This window comes from Annamia dubia NIES-4383 (assembly GCF_055394725.1).
Genome location: NZ_AP025630.1, coordinates 3799274 through 3823777, shown reverse-complemented (window position 1 = coordinate 3823777; position 24504 = coordinate 3799274). Strand labels below are relative to the sequence as shown.

Sequence of the window (24504 nt, the reverse complement as noted above, 5' to 3'; positions counted from 1 at the left end):
TTATTAATTAATTAAGTTAACCTCCTAAATATAACTCCCCAACTTTAGGATCATTTAATAAAGAAATACCCTCACCTTCAAAACGATCTTTTCCACTTTCTAAAACATAACCACGATGGGACATTGCTAAAGCTTTTTTAGCATTTTGTTCCACTAAAACAATCGCTTTTCCTGCTTGATTTATGGCCTTAATTTGTTCAAAAACTTCATTAACTAAAATAGGGGATAAAGCCGCCGAAGGTTCATCTAATAATAATAAATCAGGGTCTAACATTAACGCTCTACCCATCGCTAACATTTGTCTTTCTCCCCCCGATAAAGTTCCGGCTAACTGTTTTCTTCTTTTGGCTAAAATAGGGAACATTGTATAAATTTTATCCTTTAAAGATTGCAAAGAACCATTTAAAATAAAAGCCCCCATTTCTAAATTTTCTTCTACAGATAATTTAGCAAAAACATTAGAAATTTGAGGAACATAACACATCCCTTTTTGCACAATTTGATCCGATTTTAAATGGGTAATATCTTCACCTTTAAAAGTAATTGTACCCTGATTAGGTGTTAATAAACCAAAAATTGTTTTAGCTAAAGTTGATTTTCCCGCACCATTAGGCCCAATAACTGCTACTAACTCTGCAGGCGCTATTCTAAAATTAACTCCTTGTAAAATATTCAAATCTGGAATATATCCAGCAAAAACATTTGTTACTTCTAATAAATTCATTTTAATTATTAATTATTAGTTATTGGTCATTGGTCATTGGTCATTGGTCATTGGTCATTGGTCACTGTTTAAGTGGGAGTGCGTTGTAAAAGGGAATTTTCTTCAGGAATAATCGCACCTTTTACTGGACAAACTTGAAGACAAATGCCACAATCAATACAAGTAGCAAAATCTATCCAATACCAGTCTTTGCTTTTAATATTTAAACCAGTCCCAGGGTGAATACAGGCAACTGGACAAGCATCCACACAATCCGCAACACCTTCGCAAATTTCCGTAACAATAGAATGAGGCAATTTTATAATCTCCTAATCATGAACTTTTGTAACAATTATTTAATATATCTTAACCCTTTTTGAGCAAAAAATAATGTTTTGTAGGGAATAAAAGTTGTATTAGCACAGATTTGCGTTTTTGTCAAGGATAAAATTTCAGTCAATTCAGCCCAGAGATCGCCCCCCATGAAGCGATCCCTTTGTAAAAAACCTACCCTTGTAAGGGACTAGGAAATTTGATTAAGATATTGTTGGTAATAACCTAACGCTAATAAAGGAAAATATTGTTGATAAAGATGATATTTTAAGTAAAAATGACAGGGAAAACCCGTACCAGTAAACTCCGATTCATCCCATTTTCCGCCCTCTTGTTGTGAGTTAATTAGGTAATTAACACCCCTTTTAATGGATAATTCCATGTTTGGAGTCATAAACTCTTGACTGGCTAATAAACCGATCAAAGCCCATGCCGTCTGGGATGCCGTACTAACGCCCTTACCTTTTAAAAATGGATCTTTATAACTGTCGCAAGTTTCACCCCAACCGCCGTCTTCATTTTGTACCTGCATTAACCATTTAACACCTTTTTCCATCATCTCTTGACGTTTTTGGGATGTTAGGTTAATAAATTCCGGTTTTAAATGTTGAAAGGCCGCTAAAACGCCACTTGTACCATAAATATAGTTCACACCCCAACGCCCAAACCAACTACCATCGGCTTCTTGTTCCTTGCTTAAATAGGCGATCGCGCGTTCAAGACGGCTTTTTTCCATCTTAACAGAGGTTGATCCCACCATCTCTAAAACTCTGGCGGTAACATCGGCCGTATTCGGATCGATCATGGCCTTAAGATCGGCGTAGGGTAAGAGATTGAGCCAATCTTGATCGTTATTAATATCAAAGGCCGCCCAACCGCCTTCCCGACATTGCATGGTGGCCATCCATCTGACACCGCGCTCCATTGCCCCCCGTTTACAAGCTTCTTGGGGCATTTTCACGTCATTTAAAGCCATCACCACAACGGCGGAGTCGTCAAGATCGGGGTAAAAACGGTTATTGAACTCAAACGCCCATCCTCCCGGAGTGCCTTCTTTATTTTTAACCTGCCAGTCACCATAATCTAAAATTTGTTGATCAATTAACCAGTCAGCCCCTTTAATTAAAGCAGGATGATCAGCCTCGATCCCTGAAGCCACAAGGGAACGCAACGCCCAAGCCGTATCCCACACGGGAGACACACAGGCCTGCACCACATAACTATTTTCTGTCTCGATCGCAAAGTGATCCACACCCCTTAAACCCCTTTGCACAACGGGATCATAAACATCATAGTCTAAAGCCTTCAAAGCTAAAAGGGAGTTTAACATAGCCGGAATAATACCGCCCCAGTCGCCACTATCTTCTTGGCGTTCTAAAGTCCATTTTAAAGCCCGTTTTAAGCCTTCTTCCCTGAAAGGAACAACATTAAAAGTTTCTGTGAGTTTAAAGAGGCTATCAAGGGTTATAAATAGATCCGTCCAGTCACCTTGACGGCTAAACTCATATTTAACATTATTGATCCCTTCTACATAAAGCTCATCTAAATTAATTTTAGGATTAACATTATAAATCGGTTTTTTATCACAAACAATAATTAAAGGAACTGTGCTACTTCTCGCCCAACTTGACATTTCATAGATCGTCACGGGAAAATTGTCCGGGATCATCATGATCCAAGGGGGGATGGAGGGTACTCCTTTCCAGTCATAACAACCGATCAAAGCTAAATGTAACTTAGTAAAAATTCTCGCCTTACTGATGCCACCCTTACTTAAAATTAATTTTTTGGCTTTAACTAAACAGGGATCATCTTTTGGCACACCTAACAAACGCAAAGCCATATAAGCTTCAACAGTGGTACTAAGATCGCCACCATCACCATAAAATAACTCCCAGCCACCGTGATCCCGTTGCTGTTGTCTTAAATAGGTTTGTGCCTTATGTAAGGGGCGCTCCTTGTCAGTTTGCCAAATTTTATGTAATAAAACCGCTTCGGCGGTGATGGTAACATTAGACTCTAACTCCCCTTGCCAAAAACCTTCCGGATCTTGAATTGAAAATAAATAATTTTGACTAGCTTTAATAGTCTGTTGAAGTTGAGAATCAATTTTCAGATTAGCGTGATCTTGAGTTTGCATTGTTGAGAATATGACTAATGATTGATATTTGTGTATTTTTGTAAAATTATAGCAGTTATGGCTAATTAAGATCCGATTATTCTTTACAGAAATAGCCTTTCTCTGTCCCTTCAACAATGATTAATTGTTGAAGGGGGGAGTTTGATAATTAAAACTTATCTTTTAAACAAAAAAGAAAATTTAAAGTTATCTAAATTGTTATTCTTTAATGATGAAAATTTGGCCAATCATTTTTAAGTTTTTTTGAGTAAACCTTAATTAATCTCTTTTAATTCTCTCCCAAAAGGAAATAAAGCTAAAGGAATTAATTTAAAATGTTGTTGAGCAAAAGGTAAACCGATAATTGTAATAGCTAAAATTAAACCATGAGTGAGGTGTGAAAGAGCGATCGCCCACCCAAATAAAAATAGCCAAATAATATTTAAAATTGTATTAATTGTACTTCCTGCATCAGTATTAACCGTAATTTTCTTGCCAAAAGGTGTCATTGTGGCAATACCGACTTTAATTTGTTGAATACCAAAAGGAATACCAATAATAGTTAAACAAATAGTAAAGCCCCCTACAATATAGCCTAAACCTGATAGAAAACCTCCAAAAATTAACCAGATCAGATTACCTAATAAACTCATAATTTTACTCCTGAAAATAAATTTTTGATTTAATCTTTTTGTCATTTATCATTGATTTGTTGTCATTTTTAACAAGAGTTTAACAGTTTTTTTTATAAAAGATCGGCTTGATCCTAATTTTAAAATAATATGGGTTTTTAACCTTGAATGAAACAATTATCTATTATCCATTATCCATTATCTATTAATAACTCCTTAGTTATACAATGATTTTGATAAGAAAAATTAAGAAATAGTTGCAAAATGTTACGAAATGCAAAGTATAATAAACAACGATTATGTTAAAAAATTATTAAATCTAAGTTTTATTAAATAAATGCGAGTTGCCATTGCTGGAGCCGGATTAGCCGGACTTTCTTGTGCTAAATACCTTGTAGATGCTGGACATACCCCCATTGTACTAGAACGCCGAGACGTTTTAGGGGGTAAAATTGCCGCATGGAAAGATGAAGATGGAGACTGGTATGAGACTGGACTTCATATCTTTTTCGGGGCCTACCCCAATCTGTTACAGTTATTTAAAGAATTAGGAATTGAGGATCGTTTGCAATGGAAAGAACATACCATGATCTTCAATCAACCTGATAACCCAGGGACTTATTCCCGTTTTGATTTTCCCGATCTTCCTGCTCCGATTAATGGTGTGATTGCCATTTTGCGTAATAATGATATGTTAACTTGGCCAGAAAAAATTAAATTTGGGCTTGGTTTAATCCCTGCTATGATTCAAGGTCAAAGCTATGTAGAGCAGATGGATCAATATTCATGGTCAGAATGGATGCAAAAGCAAAATATTCCTCCTCGCATCGAAAAAGAAGTATTTATTGCCATGTCTAAGGCGTTAAATTTTATCAATCCTGATGAGATTTCCGCTACCATCTTATTAACGGCGCTTAATCGCTTTTTACAGGAGAAAAAAGGCTCAACTATGGCCTTTTTAGATGGTTCACCCACTGAAAGATTATGTGAGCCGATTGTGGATTATATTAAAAAGGGTGGCGGTGATGTGAGATTAAATGCGCCCCTCAAGGAAATTGTTTTAAATGAAGATAACTCGGTTAAAGGCTTTTTAATCAGAGGTTTAGACGGTGCAGAAGATGAGTTATTTACCGCCGATTTATATGTGTCGGCCATGCCCGTAGACCCGTTAAAAGTGATTTTACCTCAGTCTTGGCGTGAAATTGATTGTTTTAAAAAATTAGAGGGTTTAGAGGGTGTACCCGTTATTAATATTCATTTATGGTTCGATCGCAAGTTAACGGATATTGATCATCTGTTATTCTCTCGATCTCCCTTATTGAGTGTTTACGCCGATATGAGTAACACTTGTAAAGAATATGCTAACCCCGATCGCTCCATGTTAGAGCTAGTGTTAGCCCCCGCTAAAGATTGGATTTCTAAATCTGATGAGGAGATTATCCAAGCCACGATCGAGGAACTGAAAAAACTATTCCCCCAACATTTTACAGGGGATAATCCTACTAAATTATTAAAAGCTCATGTGGTTAAAACCCCTCGATCGGTGTATAAAGCCACCCCCGGCCGCCAAGCCTGTAGACCGGATCAACGTACCCCCATATCTAACTTTTATTTAGCAGGAGATTACACCATGCAACAATATTTAGGAAGTATGGAAGGTGCAACCCTTTCAGGAAAATTAACCGCCCAAAAAATAGCACAAGACGCAAAATCAGTTAACAGTTAACAGTAGTACAGGCATCTTGCCTGTATCTAATCATAAATAAGCAATGACCAATGACCAGTGACAAATAACCAGTGACAAATAACCAAGAACCAATAACTAATCACAAAATGGCTAATCTCTATCAATACCAACCGGAAAAATCAGATTTAGAACTAGAGCAAAAAGCTCAAACTCCTAAATTAAAAATTGTTTCATCTAATGACAATCTGCCAGTCAAAGGTAAGATAGGAAATGACTTAAATTCTCAAAATCTTAAAACTGTCAATCAAGACAGTAACCCTCAAACTCGAATGTTACAACGGTCTAAAACTAATCTAAACCAATCCCCCAAAAATCTGATTTCCTCAGAAGAATCCTACGAATATTGTCGTCAAATTACAGCTAAATATTCTAAAACCTTCTATTTAGGAACAATGTTAATGCCTAAAGATAAACGCCGTGCGATCTGGGCTATTTATGATTGGTGTAGGCGTACTGATGAGTTAGTGGACGGAGAAAATGCCCATTTAACTACTCCCGAAACCCTCGATCAGTGGGAAATGCAGTTAGAATCGGTGTTTGAGGGTGTACCTTTAACAGATGGGGATGTGGCTTTAGTTGATACCATTAAACGCTATCCTATTCCCATTCAACCCTTTCGAGATATGATCGAAGGTCAAAGAATGGATTTATACAGGGATCGTTATCAAACTTTTGAAGATTTAGAGTTATACTGCTATCGGGTAGCGGGTACGGTGGGCTTAATGTCTAACCCCGTCTTAGGCATTGATGATCGTTTTCGTACTGCCCCTTGGTTAAATCATAAAGATATTTATGTCCCCGAACAAGAAGCGATCGCGCTAGGAATAGCCAATCAATTAACCAATATTTTAAGAGATGTGGGGGAAGATTTACAAAGGGGGAGAGTGTATTTACCCTTAGAAGATTTAGCAAAATTTAACTATACAGAAGAAGATTTATTTAATAAAGTAATAGATGAGCGTTGGTATAATTTAATGAAATTTGAAATAAAACGCGCCCGTCATTTTTATCATCAGGCAGAAATAGGTATTCGGGCTTTAAAACCAGATTCAAGATGGCCAGTATGGGCGGCCTTAATGCTTTATCAAGGCATATTAGATGTGATTGAAAAAAATAATTATGATGTATTTAACAAACGGGCTTATGTACCCGGATTTAATAAAATGTTATATTTACCTGTGGCATGGTTACGCGCTCAAGTGCTTTAATTTTTCTGATATTTTAATTAGTTTTAATCAGTCTTAAAAGCTTAACAATTTAATGTTAAGCTTTTACTTTTAAAGGTAATTATTCTCGAAAAATTAGCCTTTTTACAAAAGTAACAAAAAAACCAAGTTAAATCAATTGTTTAACAGTTTTGATGAATTTTTATTACTTTTTCCTGACCTCTCTAAGAAGTATAATAAAAAAGTAGGGGATGTTAAACATCCCCTACTTTTTAAGTTAGCAATTTTTACAAAAAATAAATGTGATTTTTTTGAAATTATACAGAAACAGCCGCTTTCGCAGTTAAAGCACCACTAGCATACTTTTTAGCAAAATCATCTAAACTAATTTGTTTGATCTTACTTGCATTTCCGGCGGTACCGAACTGCTGATAACGCTCTAAACAAACTTGTTTCATGTATGTGATCGAAGGCTTGAGGAAATGACGAGGATCGAAGTTTTTAGGATCCTTCATTGCCGCCTCACGAATAGCCGCAGTAATAGCTAAACGGTTGTCCGTATCAATATTCACCTTGCGCACACCACTCTTAATCCCTTTTTGGATTTCCTCAACGGGTACACCGTAAGTTTCAGGAATAGCACCGCCGTACTGGTTGATCAGATCAATCCATTCTTTAGGAACAGAGGAAGATCCGTGCATTACTAAGTGAGTATTGGGTAAGCGTCTGTGGATTTCTTCAATACGACTAATCGCTAAAACTTCACCAGTGGGTTTTTGAGTAAATTTGTATGCACCGTGACTTGTACCAATTGCGACTGCAAGAGCGTCAACTTGGGTTCTTTCTACAAATTCTACGGCTTCATCGGGATCGGTTAAAAGTTGATCATGGCTTAAAGCACCTTCAAAACCGTGACCGTCTTCAGCTTCACCTTTACCAGTTTCCAGAGAACCTAAACAACCAAGTTCACCTTCCACACTAGCACCAACGGAGTGAGCCACTTTAACTACTTCAGCCGTAACGCTTACGTTATATTCAAAACTAGCGGGAGTTTTAGCATCAGCTTCTAAAGAGCCATCCATCATTACGCTAGTAAAACCGTTACGGATTGCACTGTAGCAAGTAGCAGGGCTATTACCGTGATCTTGGTGCATGACAATGGGAATATGAGGATAGCTCTCGGCGGCGGCTAAAACAAGGTGACGTAAGAAATTTTCACCCGCATAGCTTCTAGCACCACGAGATGCTTGTAAAATAACAGGGCTATCAGTCTCATCCGCCGCTTGCATGATGGAGAGAATTTGCTCTAAGTTATTGACGTTAAATGCAGGGATACCATAATTGTTTTCAGCCGCATGATCTAATAACAGCCTCATAGGTACGAGAGCCATAGATGATCCTCCTAATTTATCTAAGTTTTTATTTTAATGGTGTAATTTGTTTAAGAAACTTAATTTTTCTTATTCATTTATTTTAAGATATGTTGCCACATTTGACCAATAGTTTTGGGAAAAAATCTCACTCATCATTTTTCACTGGTATTTTTGCTTAATTTTCAATCTTTGAGGGGGGCTTGATCTTGAAAAAGTCTGTAAATTAAGATAATTTGATTTGAGTAAGCACAATTTTAATTAATATTAATAACTTTTAGAGAAATTTTTGTTAAATTTAGATTAATGATCAATTTAACAACTTTTGAGCTATTTAGATAAGAGGAAAATCCTATGAATGCAATGAGTATTACTAAGTTAAAATGGACTACTTCTGATTTAGAATTATTACCAGAAAGTAGTAACCGTTATGAAATTATTGATGGAGAATTAGAAATGACACGCGCCCCCCATTGGAAACATCAAAAAACGATTGGCAGAATACATTTAGCTTTAGAAAATTGGTCGTTAAGAACTGGTTTAGGAGAGGCTATAATTAATCCGGGTATTATCTTTGGGGATAATGATAATGTGATTCCTGATCTGATTTGGATTAGCCAAGAAAGGTTAACTTTAGCTGTTGATAATAGTGGTCATTTTACCTGCACTCCTGAATTAATTGTTGAGGTTTTATCAGATAGTTTAAATGATATTCGTAGAGATAAAGAAAGTAAATTAAAGTTATATTCTAATCGAGGTGTGCAAGAATATTGGATCGCTGATTGGCGTTTACAACAATTAGAAGTTTATAGAAGAAATCAAGGTAAATTAGAGTTAGTAATGACTTTATTAAATGATGATGAAATTACTACTCTTTTATTACCTGATTTTGCTTGTAAAATTAATCAATTTTTTGCTTAATTTTATTAAAAATTCGGGGATTTATTAAAGCCCCAACTTGTGAGTTAAAAGTTAATCACAAGTTAAATAATATAAGGCAAAAAGTTCTTGATCGTCACTCCATTTTTTAACAAATTTAAAGCCTCCTTTTTTAGCTAATTCTTCAAAGTCTTCTTGACTATATTTATGGGAATTTTCCGTGTGGATCGTTTCTCCTGCTTTAAAATGAAATGTTTGATTATCTACTTGAATATCTTGACTAATTTTACTAATTAAGTGCATTTCTATTCTGCTACAATAGGGGTTATAAAAAGCATAATGAGAAAAATTATTAAGGTTAAAATTAGCGTTTAATTCTTGATTAATATTATTTAAAACATGGAGGTTAAAATTACCCGTAACTCCCTTTTGATCATTATAGGCTGAATGTAAAATATTGGGGTCTTTTTTTAAGTCAACTCCGATTAATAAACCGCCTTTTCCTCCTAATAAATGAACAGATTGTTTTAATAATAAAATTGCATCTTCATAGTCTAAATTGCCGATGGTACTACCTGCAAAATAAATTACTTTATTATTAATATTTTTAACTTCTTGAGGTATTTCAATATCATTAGTATAATCGGCATTAACGGCAATAATTTTTAAATTTGGATAGCGTTGAGCGGTAATTTTTCCATAGTCTAATAAATGACTTTTTGCTATGTCTATGGGTAAATAAGCAGTAGGATTATGCAAGGCATCTAATAAAACATAAGCTTTGTCTACGCTTCCACTTCCATATTCAATTAATAAACATTTTTCTCCGATAATATCACTAATTTCTGTAATATTTTCCCTTAAAATTTTAATTTCGGTACGAGTTACATAATATTCCTCAACTTCACAAATTTGATTAAATAAATCTGAGCCAATTTGATCATGATAAAAAAATTGGGGAGGAAATTTTTTTTGAGGTAAAGATAATCCTTTTAAAACTTCATCACGAAAATTAATTAAAGTCGGGTGATAATCGTAAAATGATAAATTTTGCATCTTTATTAATGATAGTTTTGGGTTTGACAGTGAATTTTGATTATTGATTATAATTTTAGTATTTTTTGAGGGTTTTATTTTATGAAGTTTAGTTAAGAATCATTAAAATTAATTATTCTTCAATTTGATATTGTAAGAATATAATTATGCTATATCCTTACAGTTTTCCTTTAAATTAGAAAATACTCTCAAATAGTTAATTAACTTCTTGAACAACTCTAAAACCTGCGTGTTGATAGAAATGAGGGCGAAACCAATTACGATAAAAACGAGAAGTCATCGATCCATTACTTGCCCATGATCCACCTAACATCATTTTATGATCTTCATCAAAAAATAAAGCTGATTGATCTGGATATAAAAAATGGGTTTTAAAGCCTTTTAATGGATAAAAATTATCTTCTAACCATTGCCAAACATTGCCCCTTAAATCACATATTTTAGTTGAATTTTGTTGATTTTCAAAAAAGTTTACTGGTGTAGGGGATCCCCATGCTAAATTAAGATTATAATTATCAATTAAATCTTGTTCTTTTTGTTGATTTAAAGTCACATTCCATTGGGCTTCATTCATTAAGTTATATTCGCTTCCAAGCCATTTACAGTAAGCTTTTGCTTCATAATGATTTACTTCTACGGGATAATCTAAGGGTAAATCAATTAGATCAAACATGGCACGATATTGATATTTATGATCATTTTTAACCCAAAATTTAGGATATTTGATCTGATATTGCTGTTTCCAATTCCATGCTTGATCTGTCCAAAACTCTTGATTTTCATAGCCTCCGGCTTCTACAAATTTTAAAAATTCGCCGTTACTAATTAAATATTTACTAACTAAAAAAGGTTTAACTTCCGCATGGCGATCGCCGTATTCGCTATCCCAACCAAAAGTAGAATCGTCAAAAGGTTTACCAAATGAGACTTTTGAGCCTTCTATTTCAATTAAGGGATTATTTGAGATGGCGCCCGAAGTGGGGGCATATTGCCAATTTTCAGGGGCTTTTAACGCTTCTACAGGCAATTGTCGCAGTAAAACGGAGCTAGTTTCAAAATGAATTCTACTATGTTCTATGCCCATTATTAAAGCCCAAAGAGGGTGTTTTTCCGTAATAGGTAAATTGAGATCAATTTGTTCAATTATATTTAAAATTGTTTCATATACTCGATCTCGATATTGCCAAATATCAGTTAAATTCCCCCAATTAATATCTTTAATTACTTGATTTAATTCATCAGGAGTATTAGGATCAACTCCTATTTCAAATAGGGTTTCATAATGGGGATTAATTCTTTTTTCAATCAAATCAACCTGAATTAATTTATTAATATAAAATACTGCTGAATGACCGACATAAAAAATTAAAGGGTTTCTTAATTTATCAGATTGTTGATAAAATATTTCCTCTTTACTAATAGTTTTTAATAGGGTTTCTTCTAATTGCCACGAAGTTATAAAATACTCTTTTAAAATATCTTTATTTAATTGATCTAAACGTGGCATCAATGGAGCTTTTAAGTTTTTCATAATATAGATAATATTCTAATGTGATATTTTACCCTTACCCCTAAAGGCAGGGTAAAAATATTATTTTGATCGTTATTAACTGCCAACGATATTTAAAATATCTTGGGCATGGGTATCAGTTTTGACGGAAGTATCAACATAAGAAATTTTACCTTCAGCATCAATGATATAGGTGATACGCTTGGATATTTTAATTCCGGCGTATTCCCCCGCTACATCATAAGCATTGGTGATCGCACCATCGGTATCCACCAATAATTGAAAAGGTAAACCATATTTTTCTTTAAAAGCCTGATGAGAGGCTTGATCATCCATACTGACACCTAAAACAACCATCTCTTTGCCGTTATAAATATCAATATTATCTCGGAAACTTTGAGCTTCTTTGGTACATCCGGGGGTATCATCTTTAGGATAGAAGTACAAAACAACCGTTTTACCCTTAAAATCAGACAATTTAACGGTATTACCTGCATCGTCTGTAGTAGTGAAGTCAGGGGCGAGGGTGCCAACTGCTAAAGCCATAAAATTTAATTCCTTGATTGATTTAAAATTAAAATTACGATCACAAATAATATACTAATTGGGATTAACAATGCAAGTTTTGTTATAATTGTTTAAGTTTGATGTAACTTATTTAGGATTGTTTATTTTTTAATAATTTGCTAATTATTTAATTAAAATTATGACTATTTCAACCAGTGAAAAAATCTCGATCGAATACCAATCTAACACGATAAAAAGGGCGGAAATCGCCTTATTTTGTTCTATTTTTAATTTAGCTTTATTTTTAACAATGCTTGATCAGAGTATTTTTCTTTTAAGTATAGGAGGAATAAAAGGCTATGAAAAAGGTTATACTAAAAAGCTCTTTTCCCAAAGAAAAGTAGAAGGTGATTTAATGTGGTTAATTAAAGTTGGAATCTTAAGAAGGGAAGTGGATGGCCAAGGTATTACTGATAGTTTTCGCTTAACTCCTTTGGGAAAACAAATTATTCAAAAATGGGCTAAACAAAAGCAAAATTTTCCTATTCCTTCTTGGGGCGATCGTTTAATTAATTTTTTTTATCGTTTAATTAGTTTATTTACTTTTTAAAAAAATAGTTAATAATTAATGACAAATGACAAATGACAAATTTTTATGTTATGATGTAATTTTTAAATCAATCAAAAAATTAATAATTATGACTCAAAGATTAAAAAGTTGGGAGTCGCCACGCCGTCAAGGGCGTAATGATAAAGGTAAAGGTGGCTCTGCCCGACTTAGACAGATCAAAAAACAAATGAAACTTTTACGCCGTAAACTTAAGGGTGAAACTATCACCAAACAAACTAAAATCAAATCAGATCAAACAGATCATTTTCAAAATTATGATGGGAGCAAAATTGAAACCAAATTAAAACAAAAGAATAACATAAAAATAGCAAAAAAAGAAGGGTATAAAAGCCCTTCTTTTTTTCTTATGAATAACAAATAATTAATAACAACAAATAACAAAAGTGTTAACTTTATTTGTCACGACTAATTTAAGACTACTATATTAAAAAAGATAAACAATTATCACAGAAAATAGAGTTATGGGTTAAGATCATAAAGAGTTCATTTTAGAGAAAATAAATTTTAAATATTATGTACTGTCACTGGCTAAGAATTACGGATGATAAAGGAACACAAGATTTTGTATTAGAAGACGCTTTTTATTCCCTTGGCAGGGATCTAGAATGTAGTATTAGGATCAATTCTCGTTTTGTATCTCGTCATCATGCAATTTTACAACTTTATTATGATGGAAATAATAACCATTATTATGAAATTGAAGATGGTGATGGCAAGGGAAAATTAAGTGCTAATGGTTTATTAATTAATGATCAAAAGCAACAAAAACATACTTTAAAAGATGGTGATAAAATTGTTTTTGGGCCTGAAGTTTTTGCTGTTTATTATCATCGAGATCCCGAAATTAATGCTAAATCTTTTAAAACTTTTAATTTTCTTGAATATGAAACTGATACGACTCAACAATTTGAGGTTTATCCTGAATAAAATAATTAATATTTTTTGTATTTTTAAACCTAATTAAATAATGATCAATTGTTAATTTTTAACTAATAAAAATCCCTCTCCAAAAGGAAAGGGAAAGTAATAATTAAATAAAATTATTTATTTGGTTGGGGAGTCATGCGCAAATAAGATTTAATTTCCTTAACTCCTTTGGGGAATTTTTTGATGGCTTCATCGGTGGGAATGGTGGGAGCCACTACCACATCTTCACCATCTTGCCAGTTAACGGGAGTAGCAACGCTATAATTATCAGTTAACTGTAAAGAGTCAATTACTCGTAAAATTTCAGGAAAATTACGTCCTGTACTCGGTGGATAGGTGATAGTTAAACGTAATTTTTTCTGAGGATCAATGATAAATACACTTCTGACGGTAACTTTAGCATTAGCGTTGGGGTGGATCATACCGTAAAGATCGGAGACTTTTTTATCCACATCGGCAATAATGGGATAATTAACCGTTGTGTTTTGGGTTTCATTGACATCACAAACCCAGCCTTTGTGATCTTCAACATTATCCACACTTAAAGCAATTACTTTAACATTGCGCTTATCAAATTCGGGTTTAAGTTTGGCAACTTCCCCTAATTCAGTGGTACAAACGGGGGTATAATCGGCAGGATGGGAAAATAAAACCGCCCAGCTATCACCGATCCAGTCATGGAAAGAAATCACACCTTCAGTAGAATCTTGGGTAAAATCAGGTACGACATCGCCTAATTGTAAAGACATAAAGCAAAAATCCTATAATATAAAAACAACTTGTATTGTAAATTTTGCCACATAATTGAGAATTTTACTCAAAAAAATTTTTTTTCATTTGTTATTTGTTAATCATCAATTAACAATTATCAATTATCAATTATCAATTAATTTCAAATTTATTTATGTTAAATCGCCGTTCTTTTTTACAATTAATACCTAGTTTAACTGTTCCTTTGCTCTTATCAAGTTGTAGTCAAATTATTCCTAATAATTTTAATATTATTCTTTTAAAAGGTTCAATTCCTGTACAATTAATTGGTAAATTTCAGAAAAAATACCCTTCAAAAATTAAAGCTAATTTTAAACCTGAAGAAACTTTAGACTCGATTTTAAAATTATTAAAGAATAATCAAACGCAGTATAATGGTGATTTATTTACTTTAGGAAATTATTGGTTACAAGAAGCGATCGAGCAAGATTTATTAGAATCTTTTGAAGTGCAAAATTTTCCCCAATGGCAAAACTTACCACCTCAATTAAAAAATTTAATTCAAGTAGAAAATAATCCCCAAAAAATTTGGGGTATGCCCTATCGTTGGGGTAATACAGTTATTGTTTATCGTAAGGATCTATTCACCCAAAATAATCTTTTACCGCCTCAAGATTGGGCAGATCTATGGAGAGAAGATTTAAAAAATAAAATAGGTTTATTAAATCAACCAAGGGAAATAATTGGTTTAACTTTGAAAAAATTAGGTTATTCTTATAATACCACAGATTTAAGTAAAATTCCTAATCTTAAATCGGAATTATTAAAACTTAATCAACAGGTCAAATTTTATAGTTCTAATGCTTATTTACAACCTTTAATTGTAGGAGATATTTTATTAAGTGTAGGTTGGTCTGAAGATATTTTCCCTATCAAAAAAGCCTATCCTAATCTTGAAGTAATTGTACCACCTTCAGGCACATCTTTATGGGCGGAAATATGGGTAAAATCTAAAAATAATCAATCTTTTAATGATGAGAAAATAACCTTACTTAATCAATGGCTTAACTTCTGTTGGGAGATAGATTCAGCTAATCAAATCGCTTTATTTACTTCTGCGACTTCGCCGATTATTTCAAGCTTAAAACCGGAAAATATTTTACCCGATCTTAAAAATAATTCTTTATTAAATCTTGATCCAACTATTTTAAATAAATCGGAAGTTATTAATCCTTTAGCGAAAGAAGTTCAAGCCCAATATTTAAAATTATGGGAAGAAATGACCAGTTAATCAATAGTTAATTATAATGGTAGTATAATTTGATAATCTATCAATTACCCATTCTTCCAATAGGATTGATTGCTTTAATAAATGATCGCTTTTCTGCCTTATCATACCTTAATTTAGCTTCGCCAATTAACAAAATTGTTCATAAATACCAAAAAAAGAGATAATAGAATTTTGTTGTTATGAAGAATTTTTAAACTAATCTCTATGGAAACTCAACCCTTAAAAATTGGTGTCTTAGGTTTTGGCGGTTTAGGTCAAGCCAGTGCTAGAATTTTAGAGGCTAAAAAAGAAATGCGTTTAGTCGCCGTAGCTGATCAACACGGTTTTGCCTACACCCCTGAAGGCTTAAATATTGATCAGGCGATCGCTACCTACCATCAAAAAGGCTCGATCGGGCATTTAGAAAATAATGGCACTTTAACTCACAATAGTATTGGTGAATTAATCCAAAACTCTGATATTGACGGCTATTTTCTCGCTTTACCCAACCTTCCTAATACTTTTATGGCTGATGTTACTCGTCAGTTTATTCAGTCGGGCTGGAAAGGTGTTTTAGTTGATGCTCTGAAACGTACCTCTGCAATGGAGCAAATCCTCACATTGAAAAATGATTTAAAACAAGCTGGTATTACCTATATGACGGGTTGTGGTGCAACTCCCGGATTATTAACGGCGGCGGCGGTTATCGCCTCACAAAGCTACCAAGAAATTCACAGCGTTAAAATTACTTTTGGCGTGGGCATTGCTAACTGGGAAGCTTACCGTGCTACCATCCGAGAAGATATTGGCCATTTACCCGGCTACACCGTAGATCAAGCTAAAGCCATGACTGATGAGGAAGTTGAGGCTTTATTAGACAAAACTAACGGCATTTTAACTTTGGAAAATATGGAACACGCCGATGATCTCATGTTAGAATTAGCAGGAATTTGTAACCGTGATCAAGTAACGGTTGGCGGCGTGGTTGATACTCGTAATCCTCGCAAACCTCTTAGTACAAATGTACGAGTTACAGGACGTACTTTTGAGGGTAAAATTTCCACCCATACCTTTACTTTAGGGGATGAAACCAGTATGGCGGCTAATGTTTGCGGTACGGCTTTCGGTTATTTAAAAGCGGGAATTAATTTACATCGTCAAGGAAATTACGGTTTATTCACGGCGGCGGAAATAATGCCTCAATTTGTGCGTTAAAACCCAAACTGCCGGATTTTTTCAATTTTAACACCTCAGCATCAGAAATTAAAGCGCTATGCTGAGGTTAAAAATCACTATTATAGATAAATAAGTTTAAATCAATTTAAAAATTACTAATTAATAATTCAAATAATTCGCCTCTTTGATCACCTTTAGAATTAATATTTCTTCTTGCTTTAACCCGTTTAATATTATAATTTTGATAAAGTTGATCAAAAAAAAGATTTGACCGATCATGATTTTTTAGATCCGAATTACTCAAGATAAAATAGTAACCATTTTGGTGAATTTTATCGCAAAATTGTTTTAATCTTACCTGATCTTGATCATTAAAATCTTCTTGAGTATAAGAGGTAAAAGCTGAGGTTGAATTAATTGGTTTATAGGGAGGATCTAAATAAAATAAAGTTGGTTTTTCCCCGTATTTTAAGGTATTGCTGAAGTCTCCCTTCAAAATTTTTACCCTTTGTAAATATTGATTAACTGTTATTAAATTATCCTGATTGCAAATATTAGGTTTTTGATATTTACCAAAAGGTACATTAAATTTACCCTGTTTATTAACACGATATAAACCATTAAAACAAGTGCGATTTAAAAATAATAATAAAGCGGTTTTTTTGACTTGACAAAAATTTTGATTATCCTGATTAAATTCCCTTCTTTTTGCTAAAAAAAATGCTTTTTTTTCTTCGATTGTGATTAAATTATGATAACTTTTTTCTAATTCTAATAATAAATTAATTAAACTTTTAACATCTTGTTTTATTAATTCATAAGCATTGATTAAATGGGTATTAATATCATTAATTATTACTTGATCAATATGGGAAAACTGTCCTAAAATATGAAATAAAACCGCACCTCCACCGACAAAAGGCTCAATATAATTAAAACTCTGATCACCGGAAAATTTTTGATTAATTAATTGATTAATTTCTGGAATTAACTGTGTTTTGCCACCCACCCACTTTAAAAAAGGTTTTGGGAATAAACTTAGAGCAAATAAAGACATAATTAACTAAAAAAATATAGTAAAAACTTCCGAAATTTAAACAATCTCGGAAGTTATGGACGATTTTTCTAACTTTAAAATTAAAGTTTAACTTCAATATCTACACCCGCAGGTAAATCTAACTTCATTAAAGCATCAATTGTTTTAGAAGAAGGCTGATAAATGTCAATGATCCGGCGATGAGTACGAGTTTCAAAATGTTCTCTGGAATCCTTATCAACGTGAGGAGATCTCAACACACAATAGATTTTACGCTTGGTAGGTAAAGGAATAGGCCCGATCGCAGTGGCACTGGTTCTATTAGCAGTGTCTACAATTTTTTCACAAGATGTATCGAGTAAACGGCGATCAAAAGCTTTTAAACGAATCCGAATTTTTTGTTGTTGCAAAGTTGCCATAATGATAAATACCAGTATTGTTTAATTTTCAAGGTTCAATAAAAAGCAAAAAAGACAAGGGCATGATCAAACCATGCCCCTTTTCATCAGATGAGACTATTTGATGATTTTGGAAACAACTCCAGCACCAATAGTACGACCACCTTCACGGATCGCAAAGCGCATACCTTGTTCGATCGCAATAGCGGTAATTAATTCTACCGTCATTTTGATGCGATCTCCGGGCATCACCATTTCTACAGCGTTCCCTTCATCAGAGGTAAAAGTTTTAATGGTACCAGTTACATCAGTGGTACGCACATAGAACTGAGGACGATAACCAGCGAAAAATGGAGTTTTGCGGCCACCTTCTTTATCAGTAAGAATGTAAACTTCACCTTCAAACTGAGTATGAGGAGTGATGGAACCAGGTTTGGCAATAACCATCCCACGCTCGATATCACCTTTGTTAATACCACGCAGAAGCATACCTACGTTATCACCTGCTAACCCTTCCTCAAGACTTTTCTGGAACATTTCTACCCCAGTTACGGTGGTGTTACGAGTTTCTTTAATCCCGATTAATTCAACCGCATCGCCAATTTTAACTTTACCACGTTCAATCCGGCCAGTGGCAACCGTACCACGACCAGTAATGGAGAAAACGTCTTCAACTGCCATTAAGAAAGGCTTGTCAACTTCACGCTCAGGAGTGGGAATAGAGGCATCAACTGCATCCATTAATTGATAAATTTTATCAACCCAATCGTTTTCCCCTTTCTTGATGCCAGGATTACTTGCCACAGCATCAAGAGCTTCTTTGGCAGAACCAGTCACAATAGGAATATCATCACCTGGGAACTCATATTCATTTAAAAGTTCACGAATTTCTAATTCAACCAACTCTAAAAGTTCTTCATCGTCCACCATGTCAGCCTTATTCATAAAGACCACAAGACTAGGCACACCCACCTGTTTAGCTAACAGAATATGTTCACGAGTTTGAGGCATAGGACCATCATTAGCTGACACCACAAGGATACCACCGTCCATTTGAGCCGCACCAGTAATCATATTTTTTACATAGTCAGCGTGTCCGGGACAGTCAACGTGAGCATAGTGACGCTTTTCAGTTTCGTACTCAACGTGAGCGGTATTGATGGTAATACCCCGTGCTTTTTCTTCAGGGGCGGCATCAATGTCATCATATTTCTTAGCTTTAGCTTGACCCAAAGCCGCTAAAGTCATGGTGATTGCCGCAGTTAATGTGGTTTTACCATGGTCAACGTGACCGATTGTGCCAATATTAACGTGAGGTTTTTTGCGATCAAACTTTGCGCGTCCCATAAATTTAATTTTTCCTTTTTAAGTTTACTTAGAGGTTTTAATAATCATCTTTTAAGCTAATGATCTCAAAATATCTGATCCCAACTTATGTGATGACTTGTTTTGTTTAAGACAATCTAAAATTATATGCCGTTGTCCATTATACCAAAAATGTGCTAAAAAAAGATTTTTTTTCTCAAATTTTTTTTAGCAAAAATTGATAATTTTCTTAAGGAATTTTCAAAGAGCTTGTTGACTCATTAAAAACCGCCTCGACTTTTACTAATCATTTCATCTGCGATCGTTTTGGGAATTTCTTGATAATTACAAAATTCCATCGAGAAAGTACCCCGGCCTTGAGTTTTCGATCGAATATCAGTCGCATAGCCAAACATATTGCCTAAAGGCACTTTCGCCGTAACTTTTGCTAAATGATTATCCGAGTCTGTGCCTTCAATATGACCTCTACGGGCATTGAGATCGCCGATCACATTGCCTACATAGTCTTCTGGCACTTCCACTTCCACTTTCATGATGGGTTCTAACAATACCGGATTTGCTTTTGAAATAGCTTCCCTGGCCGCCATTGATCCGGCAATTTTGAAAGCCATTTCTGAGGAGTCCACGTCATGAAAAGAACCATCAATTAAGGTAAATTTCAGATCAATCACTGGATACCCTGCTAACACGCCCGAAGCACAAGCCTCTTTAATGCCTTGCTCAACGGGGGCGATATATTCTTTCGGGATTACCCCTCCGGCAATTTTAGATTCAAACTGCACACCACTAAAGGGTTCTGCTGGTTCAACTGTGACCACAGCATGACCATATTGACCTTTGCCACCACTTTGACGGATAAATTTACCTTCAGCTTCTATGGCTTTGCGGATAGTTTCACGGTAGGAAACTTGGGGATTGCCCACATTTGCTTCAACATTAAACTCCCGTAACATCCGATCAACAATGATCTCAAGGTGTAACTCTCCCATTCCGGCGATTACCGTTTGATTAGTTTCGGAGTTAATACTGACTTTGAAGGTGGGATCCTCATCGGATAAAGCTTGGAGAGCTTTGGCTATTTTATCCATATCCTGTTTCGTTTTCGGCTCGATCGCTACGGAAATCACAGGCTCAGGTACAAAAAGGGACTCTAAAATAATGGGATGTTTTTCTTCACACAGGGTATCCCCTGTGGTGCTGAATTTTAAACCAATAACTGCCCCTATATCTCCCGCCCTCAGTTCATCAACCTCAATGCGATCGTTAGCCTTCATAATAATTAAACGAGAAACTCGCTCTTTTTTATCCTTAGTAGCATTATAAATATAACTACCTTTAGATAAAACTCCCGAATAAATTCTGATAAAAGTCAAACGACCGTAGGGATCCGAGGCGATTTTAAAAGCTAAAGCAGAAAAAGGCTCATCATCATCAGATCTACGGACGGCTTCCGTGCCATCCGCCAAATGCCCCTTAATTTCCAACACTTCATGGGGTGAAGGCAAATAATCAACCACCGCATCTAAAAGTAGTTGTACACCCTTATTTTTAAAAGCAGAACCACAGAGAATAGGCATCAAAGTCCCGTCAATCGTGCCTTTACGAATCCCCCCTCTGATTTCTTCCTCAGTAAATTCTTCCTCAATCATGAATTTCTCTAACAGTTCCTCATCGGTTTCTGCTACAGCTTCAATCATTTTATGACGGTATTCTTGAGCTAATTCTTGCAAAGATGGCGGTATATCTGCATCCTCAATTTCTTGGCCAATCTCATCTTTATAGAACTTTGCCCTCATTGTTACCAGATCTATAATTCCCTGAAAATCGCTTTCACTACCAATAGGAATCTGAATAGCTACGGGATTAGCTCGTAAACGCTCTTTTATTTGCTCATAAACTTTAAAGAAATTTGCTCCCGTGCGATCCATTTTATTGACAAAAGCGATGCGAGGCACTTGATAGCGATCAGCCTGTCTCCAAACCGTTTCCGATTGGGGTTGAACACCGCCCACCGAACAAAAAACGGCAACAACACCATCTAAAACGCGCATTGAGCGTTCCACTTCAATGGTGAAGTCAACGTGACCGGGAGTATCAATAATATTAATTTGATGATCGCGCCAGCTGGTACTAATAGCGGCGGCGGTAATGGTAATACCTCTTTCTCTTTCCTGTTCCATCCAGTCTGTAACGGCTGTTCCTTCATGGACTTCACCGATTTTATGGACAATACCGGAATAAAACAAAATGCGCTCTGTTGTCGTTGTTTTCCCCGCATCTATATGAGCGGCTATTCCTATATTTCGGACTTGCTCAAGGGGAATATTCCTTGCCACAATAACCTCCTTTTCAGTTACCAGTCATCAGTAAGCAGTGATCAGCCATTAGTCATCAGTTCTCAGCAACTCATGACCAATGACCAATGACTAATTTTAATAACGATAGTGGGCAAAAGCTTTGTTTGCTTCGGCCATGCGGTGAGTTTCCTCACGTTTTTTAATAGCGCCGCCTGTTTCATTGGCCGCATCCATGATCTCGTTAGCTAACTTACTGGCCATGGTTTTACCGCCTCTGGAACGGGAAAAATTGATTAACCAACGCAAAGCTAAAGTCGTACCACGATTGGATCTTACTTCCATCGGTACTTGATAGGTAGCACCACCAACTCTACGGGCTTTAACTTCCACTAAGGGGGTTAAATTTTTGATCGCTTTTTCAAAGGTTTCTAAAGCATCGCCATTGGTGCGCTCTTTAATAATATCTAAAGCTTCATAGACAATACCAGAAGCTACGGATTTTTTACCGTCTCTCATGACTCGGCGAATGGTCATGTTAATTAAACGGCTATTGTAAACTGGATCCGGTGGAACTTCACGTTTTTTGGTGTTTTTACGACGAGACATTAAAGATTCTCCTTGTGGATAAAGTGAATAAAATTTAACTACAAAATATTAATTAATATTATTAAGCAAGATCGCTTAATCAATGGATAATGAACAATTGACAATTAATTAATACAGAACTTTTTGAATATTTGTTATTATGTTAAATCATAATTTCTAGCCTGATTAAAGGGCTTATTTAGCGGCCGCTTTAGGGCGTTTTGTTCCGTATTTAGAGCGCCCTTGACGACGATCTTTAACGCCTGTTGCATCAAGTGTGCCTCTAATAATATGATAACGAACACCGGGGAGGTCTTTGACCCTGCCACCACGAATTAACACCACTGAGTGTTCTTGTAAGTTATGACCGATACCGGGGATATAGGCGGTTACTTCAAATCCAGAGGTTAAACGAACCCTTGCCACTTTTCTTAAGGCTGAGTTCGGTTTTTTGGGGGTTGTGGTATAAACCCTTGTACAAACACCACGACGCTGAGGACATTGTTTCAGGGCAGGTGATTTTGTTTTCTTTTTGATCTTTGATCTTTCGCTACGAATAAGTTGTTGAATTGTAGGCATGAGTATATTTGATTATAAGGTAATCAAGGTTTTGACTGCAAATTAATATAACTTGACAAATGGCCATTATACCAAGATTTGGATCATAAAGTCAAGATTTATCTTTGTTGGTCATTGGGGATTGGTCACTGGTCACTGGTCATTGGTCACTACGTTCCACTTCCCACTTCTCACTTCTCACTTCCCACTGAAAAAGATTGGCCGCAACTACAGGTTTTGACGGCGTTGGGATTATGAAAACGGAAGCCTCCCCCCATTAAATCTTCTGAAAAATCTAATTTTAATTCTTGAAGATAGGGATAACTTTGAGGATCCACTACAATGGATAAATCTTGAGTTTGAAATTGATGATCGTTGTCTTTGAGGCTAGGATCAAATTCTAAAATATAGAATAAATCGGCACAGCCTCCCGGTTGTACGGAAAGACGAAAAAAGGTATTTTCTTTGTGTCTACTACTTTGAAGACGTTTTATTTCTTTTAGGGCAATTTCGCTTAAGTGAATCATGGTTTAAGATCTGAGCAATTTAAGATTAATTTTACTTTAAAATCTAATGTTATTAAAACAAGTTATTATTGCTTATAAGGCCGGAGATGCCCAAAGTAAAGAATGGGCGCTTAAATGTTCCCGTGAACTGGAAGCCCGTCGTTGTAAGGTTTTAATCGGGCCTAGTGGTGTTAAAGATAATCCTTATCCCGTTTTTTTGGCTTCGGCTTCTAATACAATTGATCTAGCAATCGTGTTAGGGGGGGATGGGACGGTTTTAACGGCGGCCAGACATTTGGCTCAAGAGGGTATTCCGATTTTAGCTGTTAATGTGGGGGGGCATTTAGGTTTTTTAACTGAACCTTTTGAAGTTTTTTGTGATACGGAGTTAGTTTGGGAAAGATTAATTGGTGATCATTATGCTATTCAACAGAGGATGATGTTAAAAGCTTATGTAATTGAGGGTAATCATCAAAATTTGAAAATTGTCAGCGATCGCTTTTTTTGTTTAAATGAGATGTGTGTTAAGCCGGCCAGTATCGATCGGATGCCCACTTGTATTTTAGAAATGGAAGTAGATGGAGAAATTATTGATCAATATCATGGTGATGGTTTATTAGTGGCGACTCCCACAGGTAGCACCTGTTATACCGCTTCAGCTAATGGGCCGATTTTACATCCGGGGATGGAGGCCATCACAATCACTCCGATTTGTCCTTTAAGTTTATCCAGTCGGCCGGTTATTATACCATCGGGAAGTGTGGTTAATATTTGGCATTTGGGGGATTATGAATTAAATATGAAGTTATGGAGTGATGGTGTTTTAGCTAATTCGATTTTACCCGGCCAAAGGGTAGTGATCAAAATGGCCGAACAAGGGGCTAAATTTGTTATTTTAAGGGAAAGTTATTCTTTTTATCAAACTTTAAGAGAAAAGTTACAATGGGCAGGTACAAGGATTAAATATTCTAATCATCATCGAAAATAGGTATCAATTGACAATTATTGAATGTTGATTTGTTATTTATTATTTATTACTTATTATTTATTACTTATTACTT

25 protein-coding genes are annotated in these 24504 nt (G+C 35.2%); 9 read left to right on the top strand and 16 right to left on the bottom strand.

All coding sequences use genetic code 11. The annotated features are described in order from the left end of the window. Positions 1-16: 16 nt before the first annotated feature. The 4 genes from Anndu_RS17095 to Anndu_RS17080 form a co-directional block, all read right to left on the bottom strand. Entirely contained in the window at positions 17-724 is a 708-nt protein-coding gene (locus Anndu_RS17095; RefSeq protein ID WP_464102348.1) for an ABC transporter ATP-binding protein, read from the bottom strand. A gap of 68 nt (positions 725-792) precedes the next feature. Further along, positions 793-1020, bottom strand: coding sequence for an indolepyruvate ferredoxin oxidoreductase subunit alpha (locus Anndu_RS17090; RefSeq protein WP_464102347.1), 228 nt, complete (start codon positions 1018-1020; stop codon positions 793-795). 206 nt (positions 1021-1226) lie between these two features. Beyond that, the gene (gene shc, locus Anndu_RS17085) at positions 1227-3176 is read right to left on the bottom strand and encodes a squalene--hopene cyclase (RefSeq protein ID WP_464102346.1); all 1950 of its coding nucleotides are present in this window, start codon (positions 3174-3176) and stop codon (positions 1227-1229) included. Between the two features lie 254 nt (positions 3177-3430). Beyond that, positions 3431-3808, bottom strand: coding sequence for a YccF domain-containing protein (locus Anndu_RS17080; RefSeq protein WP_464102345.1), 378 nt, complete (start codon positions 3806-3808; stop codon positions 3431-3433). Positions 3809-4124: 316 nt separating this feature from the next. On the opposite strand from Anndu_RS17080, the gene pds reads away from it, so the two are divergent. Together pds and crtB are read left to right on the top strand one after the other, a co-directional pair. After that, complete coding sequence (gene pds / locus Anndu_RS17075) at positions 4125-5513, top strand: 15-cis-phytoene desaturase (protein WP_464102344.1); 1389 nt, start codon at positions 4125-4127, stop codon at positions 5511-5513. Positions 5514-5803: 290 nt separating this feature from the next. Then, positions 5804-6742, top strand: coding sequence for a 15-cis-phytoene synthase CrtB (gene crtB / locus Anndu_RS17070; RefSeq protein ID WP_464104137.1), 939 nt, complete (start codon positions 5804-5806; stop codon positions 6740-6742). A 275-nt stretch (positions 6743-7017) separates the two neighbouring features. Here the strand turns inward: crtB and fba are convergent, their stop codons facing one another. Beyond that, positions 7018-8091: a class II fructose-bisphosphate aldolase gene (gene fba, locus Anndu_RS17065; protein WP_464102343.1), complete on the bottom strand. Its 1074-nt coding sequence runs from the start codon at positions 8089-8091 to the stop codon at positions 7018-7020. 342 nt (positions 8092-8433) lie between these two features. On the opposite strand from fba, the gene Anndu_RS17060 reads away from it, so the two are divergent. After that, a complete protein-coding gene (locus Anndu_RS17060; protein WP_464102342.1) occupies positions 8434-8991 on the top strand; it encodes a Uma2 family endonuclease in 558 nt (185 codons plus the stop codon). Between the two features lie 51 nt (positions 8992-9042). Here Anndu_RS17060 and egtD read toward each other — a convergent pair whose 3' ends face one another. The 3 genes from egtD to Anndu_RS17045 form a co-directional block, all read right to left on the bottom strand. Continuing rightward, complete coding sequence (gene egtD / locus Anndu_RS17055) at positions 9043-10005, bottom strand: L-histidine N(alpha)-methyltransferase (RefSeq protein ID WP_464102341.1); 963 nt, start codon at positions 10003-10005, stop codon at positions 9043-9045. A gap of 196 nt (positions 10006-10201) precedes the next feature. Continuing rightward, positions 10202-11536: a 5-histidylcysteine sulfoxide synthase gene (ovoA, locus tag Anndu_RS17050; protein WP_464102340.1), complete on the bottom strand. Its 1335-nt coding sequence runs from the start codon at positions 11534-11536 to the stop codon at positions 10202-10204. Between the two features lie 75 nt (positions 11537-11611). Continuing rightward, a complete protein-coding gene (locus Anndu_RS17045) occupies positions 11612-12061 on the bottom strand; it encodes a peroxiredoxin (protein WP_464102339.1) in 450 nt (149 codons plus the stop codon). A 160-nt stretch (positions 12062-12221) separates the two neighbouring features. On the opposite strand from Anndu_RS17045, the gene Anndu_RS17040 reads away from it, so the two are divergent. The 3 genes from Anndu_RS17040 to Anndu_RS17030 all read left to right on the top strand — a co-directional run bounded on the left by Anndu_RS17040 (position 12222) and on the right by Anndu_RS17030 (position 13580). Beyond that, on the top strand, positions 12222-12632 hold the full coding sequence (locus Anndu_RS17040) for an Npun_F0494 family protein (protein ID WP_464102338.1): 411 nt from the start codon (positions 12222-12224) through the stop codon (positions 12630-12632). Positions 12633-12720: 88 nt separating this feature from the next. Beyond that, positions 12721-13014, top strand: coding sequence for a hypothetical protein (locus tag Anndu_RS17035; protein WP_464102337.1), 294 nt, complete (start codon positions 12721-12723; stop codon positions 13012-13014). Between the two features lie 152 nt (positions 13015-13166). Further along, positions 13167-13580, top strand: a complete 414-nt coding sequence (locus Anndu_RS17030; protein WP_464102336.1) for an FHA domain-containing protein — start codon at positions 13167-13169, stop codon at positions 13578-13580. Between the two features lie 113 nt (positions 13581-13693). On the opposite strand, the gene Anndu_RS17025 is transcribed toward Anndu_RS17030, so the two are convergent. Continuing rightward, positions 13694-14329 (bottom strand): peroxiredoxin, encoded by a 636-nt coding sequence (locus tag Anndu_RS17025; RefSeq protein ID WP_464102335.1) that lies wholly within the window; start codon positions 14327-14329, stop codon positions 13694-13696. 155 nt (positions 14330-14484) lie between these two features. Between Anndu_RS17025 and Anndu_RS17020 the strand changes: the two genes are divergently transcribed. Both Anndu_RS17020 and bioU read left to right on the top strand, forming a co-directional pair. After that, positions 14485-15582 (top strand): extracellular solute-binding protein, encoded by a 1098-nt coding sequence (locus Anndu_RS17020; RefSeq protein ID WP_464102334.1) that lies wholly within the window; start codon positions 14485-14487, stop codon positions 15580-15582. 204 nt (positions 15583-15786) lie between these two features. Next, positions 15787-16776 (top strand): (S)-8-amino-7-oxononanoate synthase BioU, encoded by a 990-nt coding sequence (gene bioU, locus Anndu_RS17015; protein ID WP_464102333.1) that lies wholly within the window; start codon positions 15787-15789, stop codon positions 16774-16776. Between the two features lie 106 nt (positions 16777-16882). Here bioU and Anndu_RS17010 read toward each other — a convergent pair whose 3' ends face one another. The 7 genes from Anndu_RS17010 to Anndu_RS16980 form a co-directional block, all read right to left on the bottom strand. Next, positions 16883-17794: a DNA adenine methylase gene (locus Anndu_RS17010; RefSeq protein ID WP_464102332.1), complete on the bottom strand. Its 912-nt coding sequence runs from the start codon at positions 17792-17794 to the stop codon at positions 16883-16885. Between the two features lie 80 nt (positions 17795-17874). Continuing rightward, positions 17875-18192: a 30S ribosomal protein S10 gene (rpsJ, locus tag Anndu_RS17005; RefSeq protein WP_464102331.1), complete on the bottom strand. Its 318-nt coding sequence runs from the start codon at positions 18190-18192 to the stop codon at positions 17875-17877. Positions 18193-18288: 96 nt separating this feature from the next. Next, positions 18289-19518: an elongation factor Tu gene (tuf, locus tag Anndu_RS17000; RefSeq protein WP_464102330.1), complete on the bottom strand. Its 1230-nt coding sequence runs from the start codon at positions 19516-19518 to the stop codon at positions 18289-18291. 239 nt (positions 19519-19757) lie between these two features. Next, complete coding sequence (fusA, locus tag Anndu_RS16995; protein WP_464102329.1) at positions 19758-21833, bottom strand: elongation factor G; 2076 nt, start codon at positions 21831-21833, stop codon at positions 19758-19760. A 96-nt stretch (positions 21834-21929) separates the two neighbouring features. Further along, the gene (gene rpsG, locus Anndu_RS16990; RefSeq protein ID WP_464102328.1) at positions 21930-22400 is read right to left on the bottom strand and encodes a 30S ribosomal protein S7; all 471 of its coding nucleotides are present in this window, start codon (positions 22398-22400) and stop codon (positions 21930-21932) included. Between the two features lie 174 nt (positions 22401-22574). Beyond that, entirely contained in the window at positions 22575-22958 is a 384-nt protein-coding gene (gene rpsL, locus Anndu_RS16985) for a 30S ribosomal protein S12 (protein WP_464102327.1), read from the bottom strand. Positions 22959-23128: 170 nt separating this feature from the next. Beyond that, positions 23129-23464 carry a HesB/IscA family protein gene (locus Anndu_RS16980; protein ID WP_464102326.1) on the bottom strand — a complete coding sequence of 112 codons (336 nt, stop codon included), beginning with the start codon at positions 23462-23464 and terminating at the stop codon, positions 23129-23131. 46 nt (positions 23465-23510) lie between these two features. On the opposite strand from Anndu_RS16980, the gene Anndu_RS16975 reads away from it, so the two are divergent. Continuing rightward, the gene (locus tag Anndu_RS16975; RefSeq protein WP_464102325.1) at positions 23511-24431 is read left to right on the top strand and encodes an NAD(+) kinase; all 921 of its coding nucleotides are present in this window, start codon (positions 23511-23513) and stop codon (positions 24429-24431) included. Positions 24432-24504 lie beyond the last annotated feature (73 nt).

Coding starts and splice junctions, on each gene's coding strand:
- shc (WP_464102346.1), bottom strand. CDS start 3,176: ATGCAAACTCAAGATCACGCTAATCTGAAAATTGATTCTCAACTTCAA.
- Anndu_RS17080 (WP_464102345.1), bottom strand. CDS start 3,808: ATGAGTTTATTAGGTAATCTGATCTGGTTAATTTTTGGAGGTTTTCTA.
- Anndu_RS17040 (WP_464102338.1), top strand. CDS start 12,222: ATGACTATTTCAACCAGTGAAAAAATCTCGATCGAATACCAATCTAAC.
- Anndu_RS17060 (WP_464102342.1), top strand. CDS start 8,434: ATGAGTATTACTAAGTTAAAATGGACTACTTCTGATTTAGAATTATTA.
- Anndu_RS17035 (WP_464102337.1), top strand. CDS start 12,721: ATGACTCAAAGATTAAAAAGTTGGGAGTCGCCACGCCGTCAAGGGCGT.
- bioU (WP_464102333.1), top strand. CDS start 15,787: ATGGAAACTCAACCCTTAAAAATTGGTGTCTTAGGTTTTGGCGGTTTA.
- Anndu_RS16975 (WP_464102325.1), top strand. CDS start 23,511: ATGTTATTAAAACAAGTTATTATTGCTTATAAGGCCGGAGATGCCCAA.
- crtB (WP_464104137.1), top strand. CDS start 5,804: ATGTTACAACGGTCTAAAACTAATCTAAACCAATCCCCCAAAAATCTG.
- ovoA (WP_464102340.1), bottom strand. CDS start 11,536: ATGAAAAACTTAAAAGCTCCATTGATGCCACGTTTAGATCAATTAAAT.
- Anndu_RS17045 (WP_464102339.1), bottom strand. CDS start 12,061: ATGGCTTTAGCAGTTGGCACCCTCGCCCCTGACTTCACTACTACAGAC.
- rpsG (WP_464102328.1), bottom strand. CDS start 22,400: ATGTCTCGTCGTAAAAACACCAAAAAACGTGAAGTTCCACCGGATCCA.
- Anndu_RS17030 (WP_464102336.1), top strand. CDS start 13,167: ATGTACTGTCACTGGCTAAGAATTACGGATGATAAAGGAACACAAGAT.
- rpsL (WP_464102327.1), bottom strand. CDS start 22,958: ATGCCTACAATTCAACAACTTATTCGTAGCGAAAGATCAAAGATCAAA.
- pds (WP_464102344.1), top strand. CDS start 4,125: ATGCGAGTTGCCATTGCTGGAGCCGGATTAGCCGGACTTTCTTGTGCT.
- fba (WP_464102343.1), bottom strand. CDS start 8,091: ATGGCTCTCGTACCTATGAGGCTGTTATTAGATCATGCGGCTGAAAAC.
- egtD (WP_464102341.1), bottom strand. CDS start 10,005: ATGCAAAATTTATCATTTTACGATTATCACCCGACTTTAATTAATTTT.
- Anndu_RS17020 (WP_464102334.1), top strand. CDS start 14,485: ATGTTAAATCGCCGTTCTTTTTTACAATTAATACCTAGTTTAACTGTT.
- Anndu_RS17010 (WP_464102332.1), bottom strand. CDS start 17,794: ATGTCTTTATTTGCTCTAAGTTTATTCCCAAAACCTTTTTTAAAGTGG.
- rpsJ (WP_464102331.1), bottom strand. CDS start 18,192: ATGGCAACTTTGCAACAACAAAAAATTCGGATTCGTTTAAAAGCTTTT.
- Anndu_RS17095 (WP_464102348.1), bottom strand. CDS start 724: ATGAATTTATTAGAAGTAACAAATGTTTTTGCTGGATATATTCCAGAT.
- Anndu_RS16980 (WP_464102326.1), bottom strand. CDS start 23,464: ATGATTCACTTAAGCGAAATTGCCCTAAAAGAAATAAAACGTCTTCAA.
- tuf (WP_464102330.1), bottom strand. CDS start 19,518: ATGGGACGCGCAAAGTTTGATCGCAAAAAACCTCACGTTAATATTGGC.
- Anndu_RS17025 (WP_464102335.1), bottom strand. CDS start 14,329: ATGTCTTTACAATTAGGCGATGTCGTACCTGATTTTACCCAAGATTCT.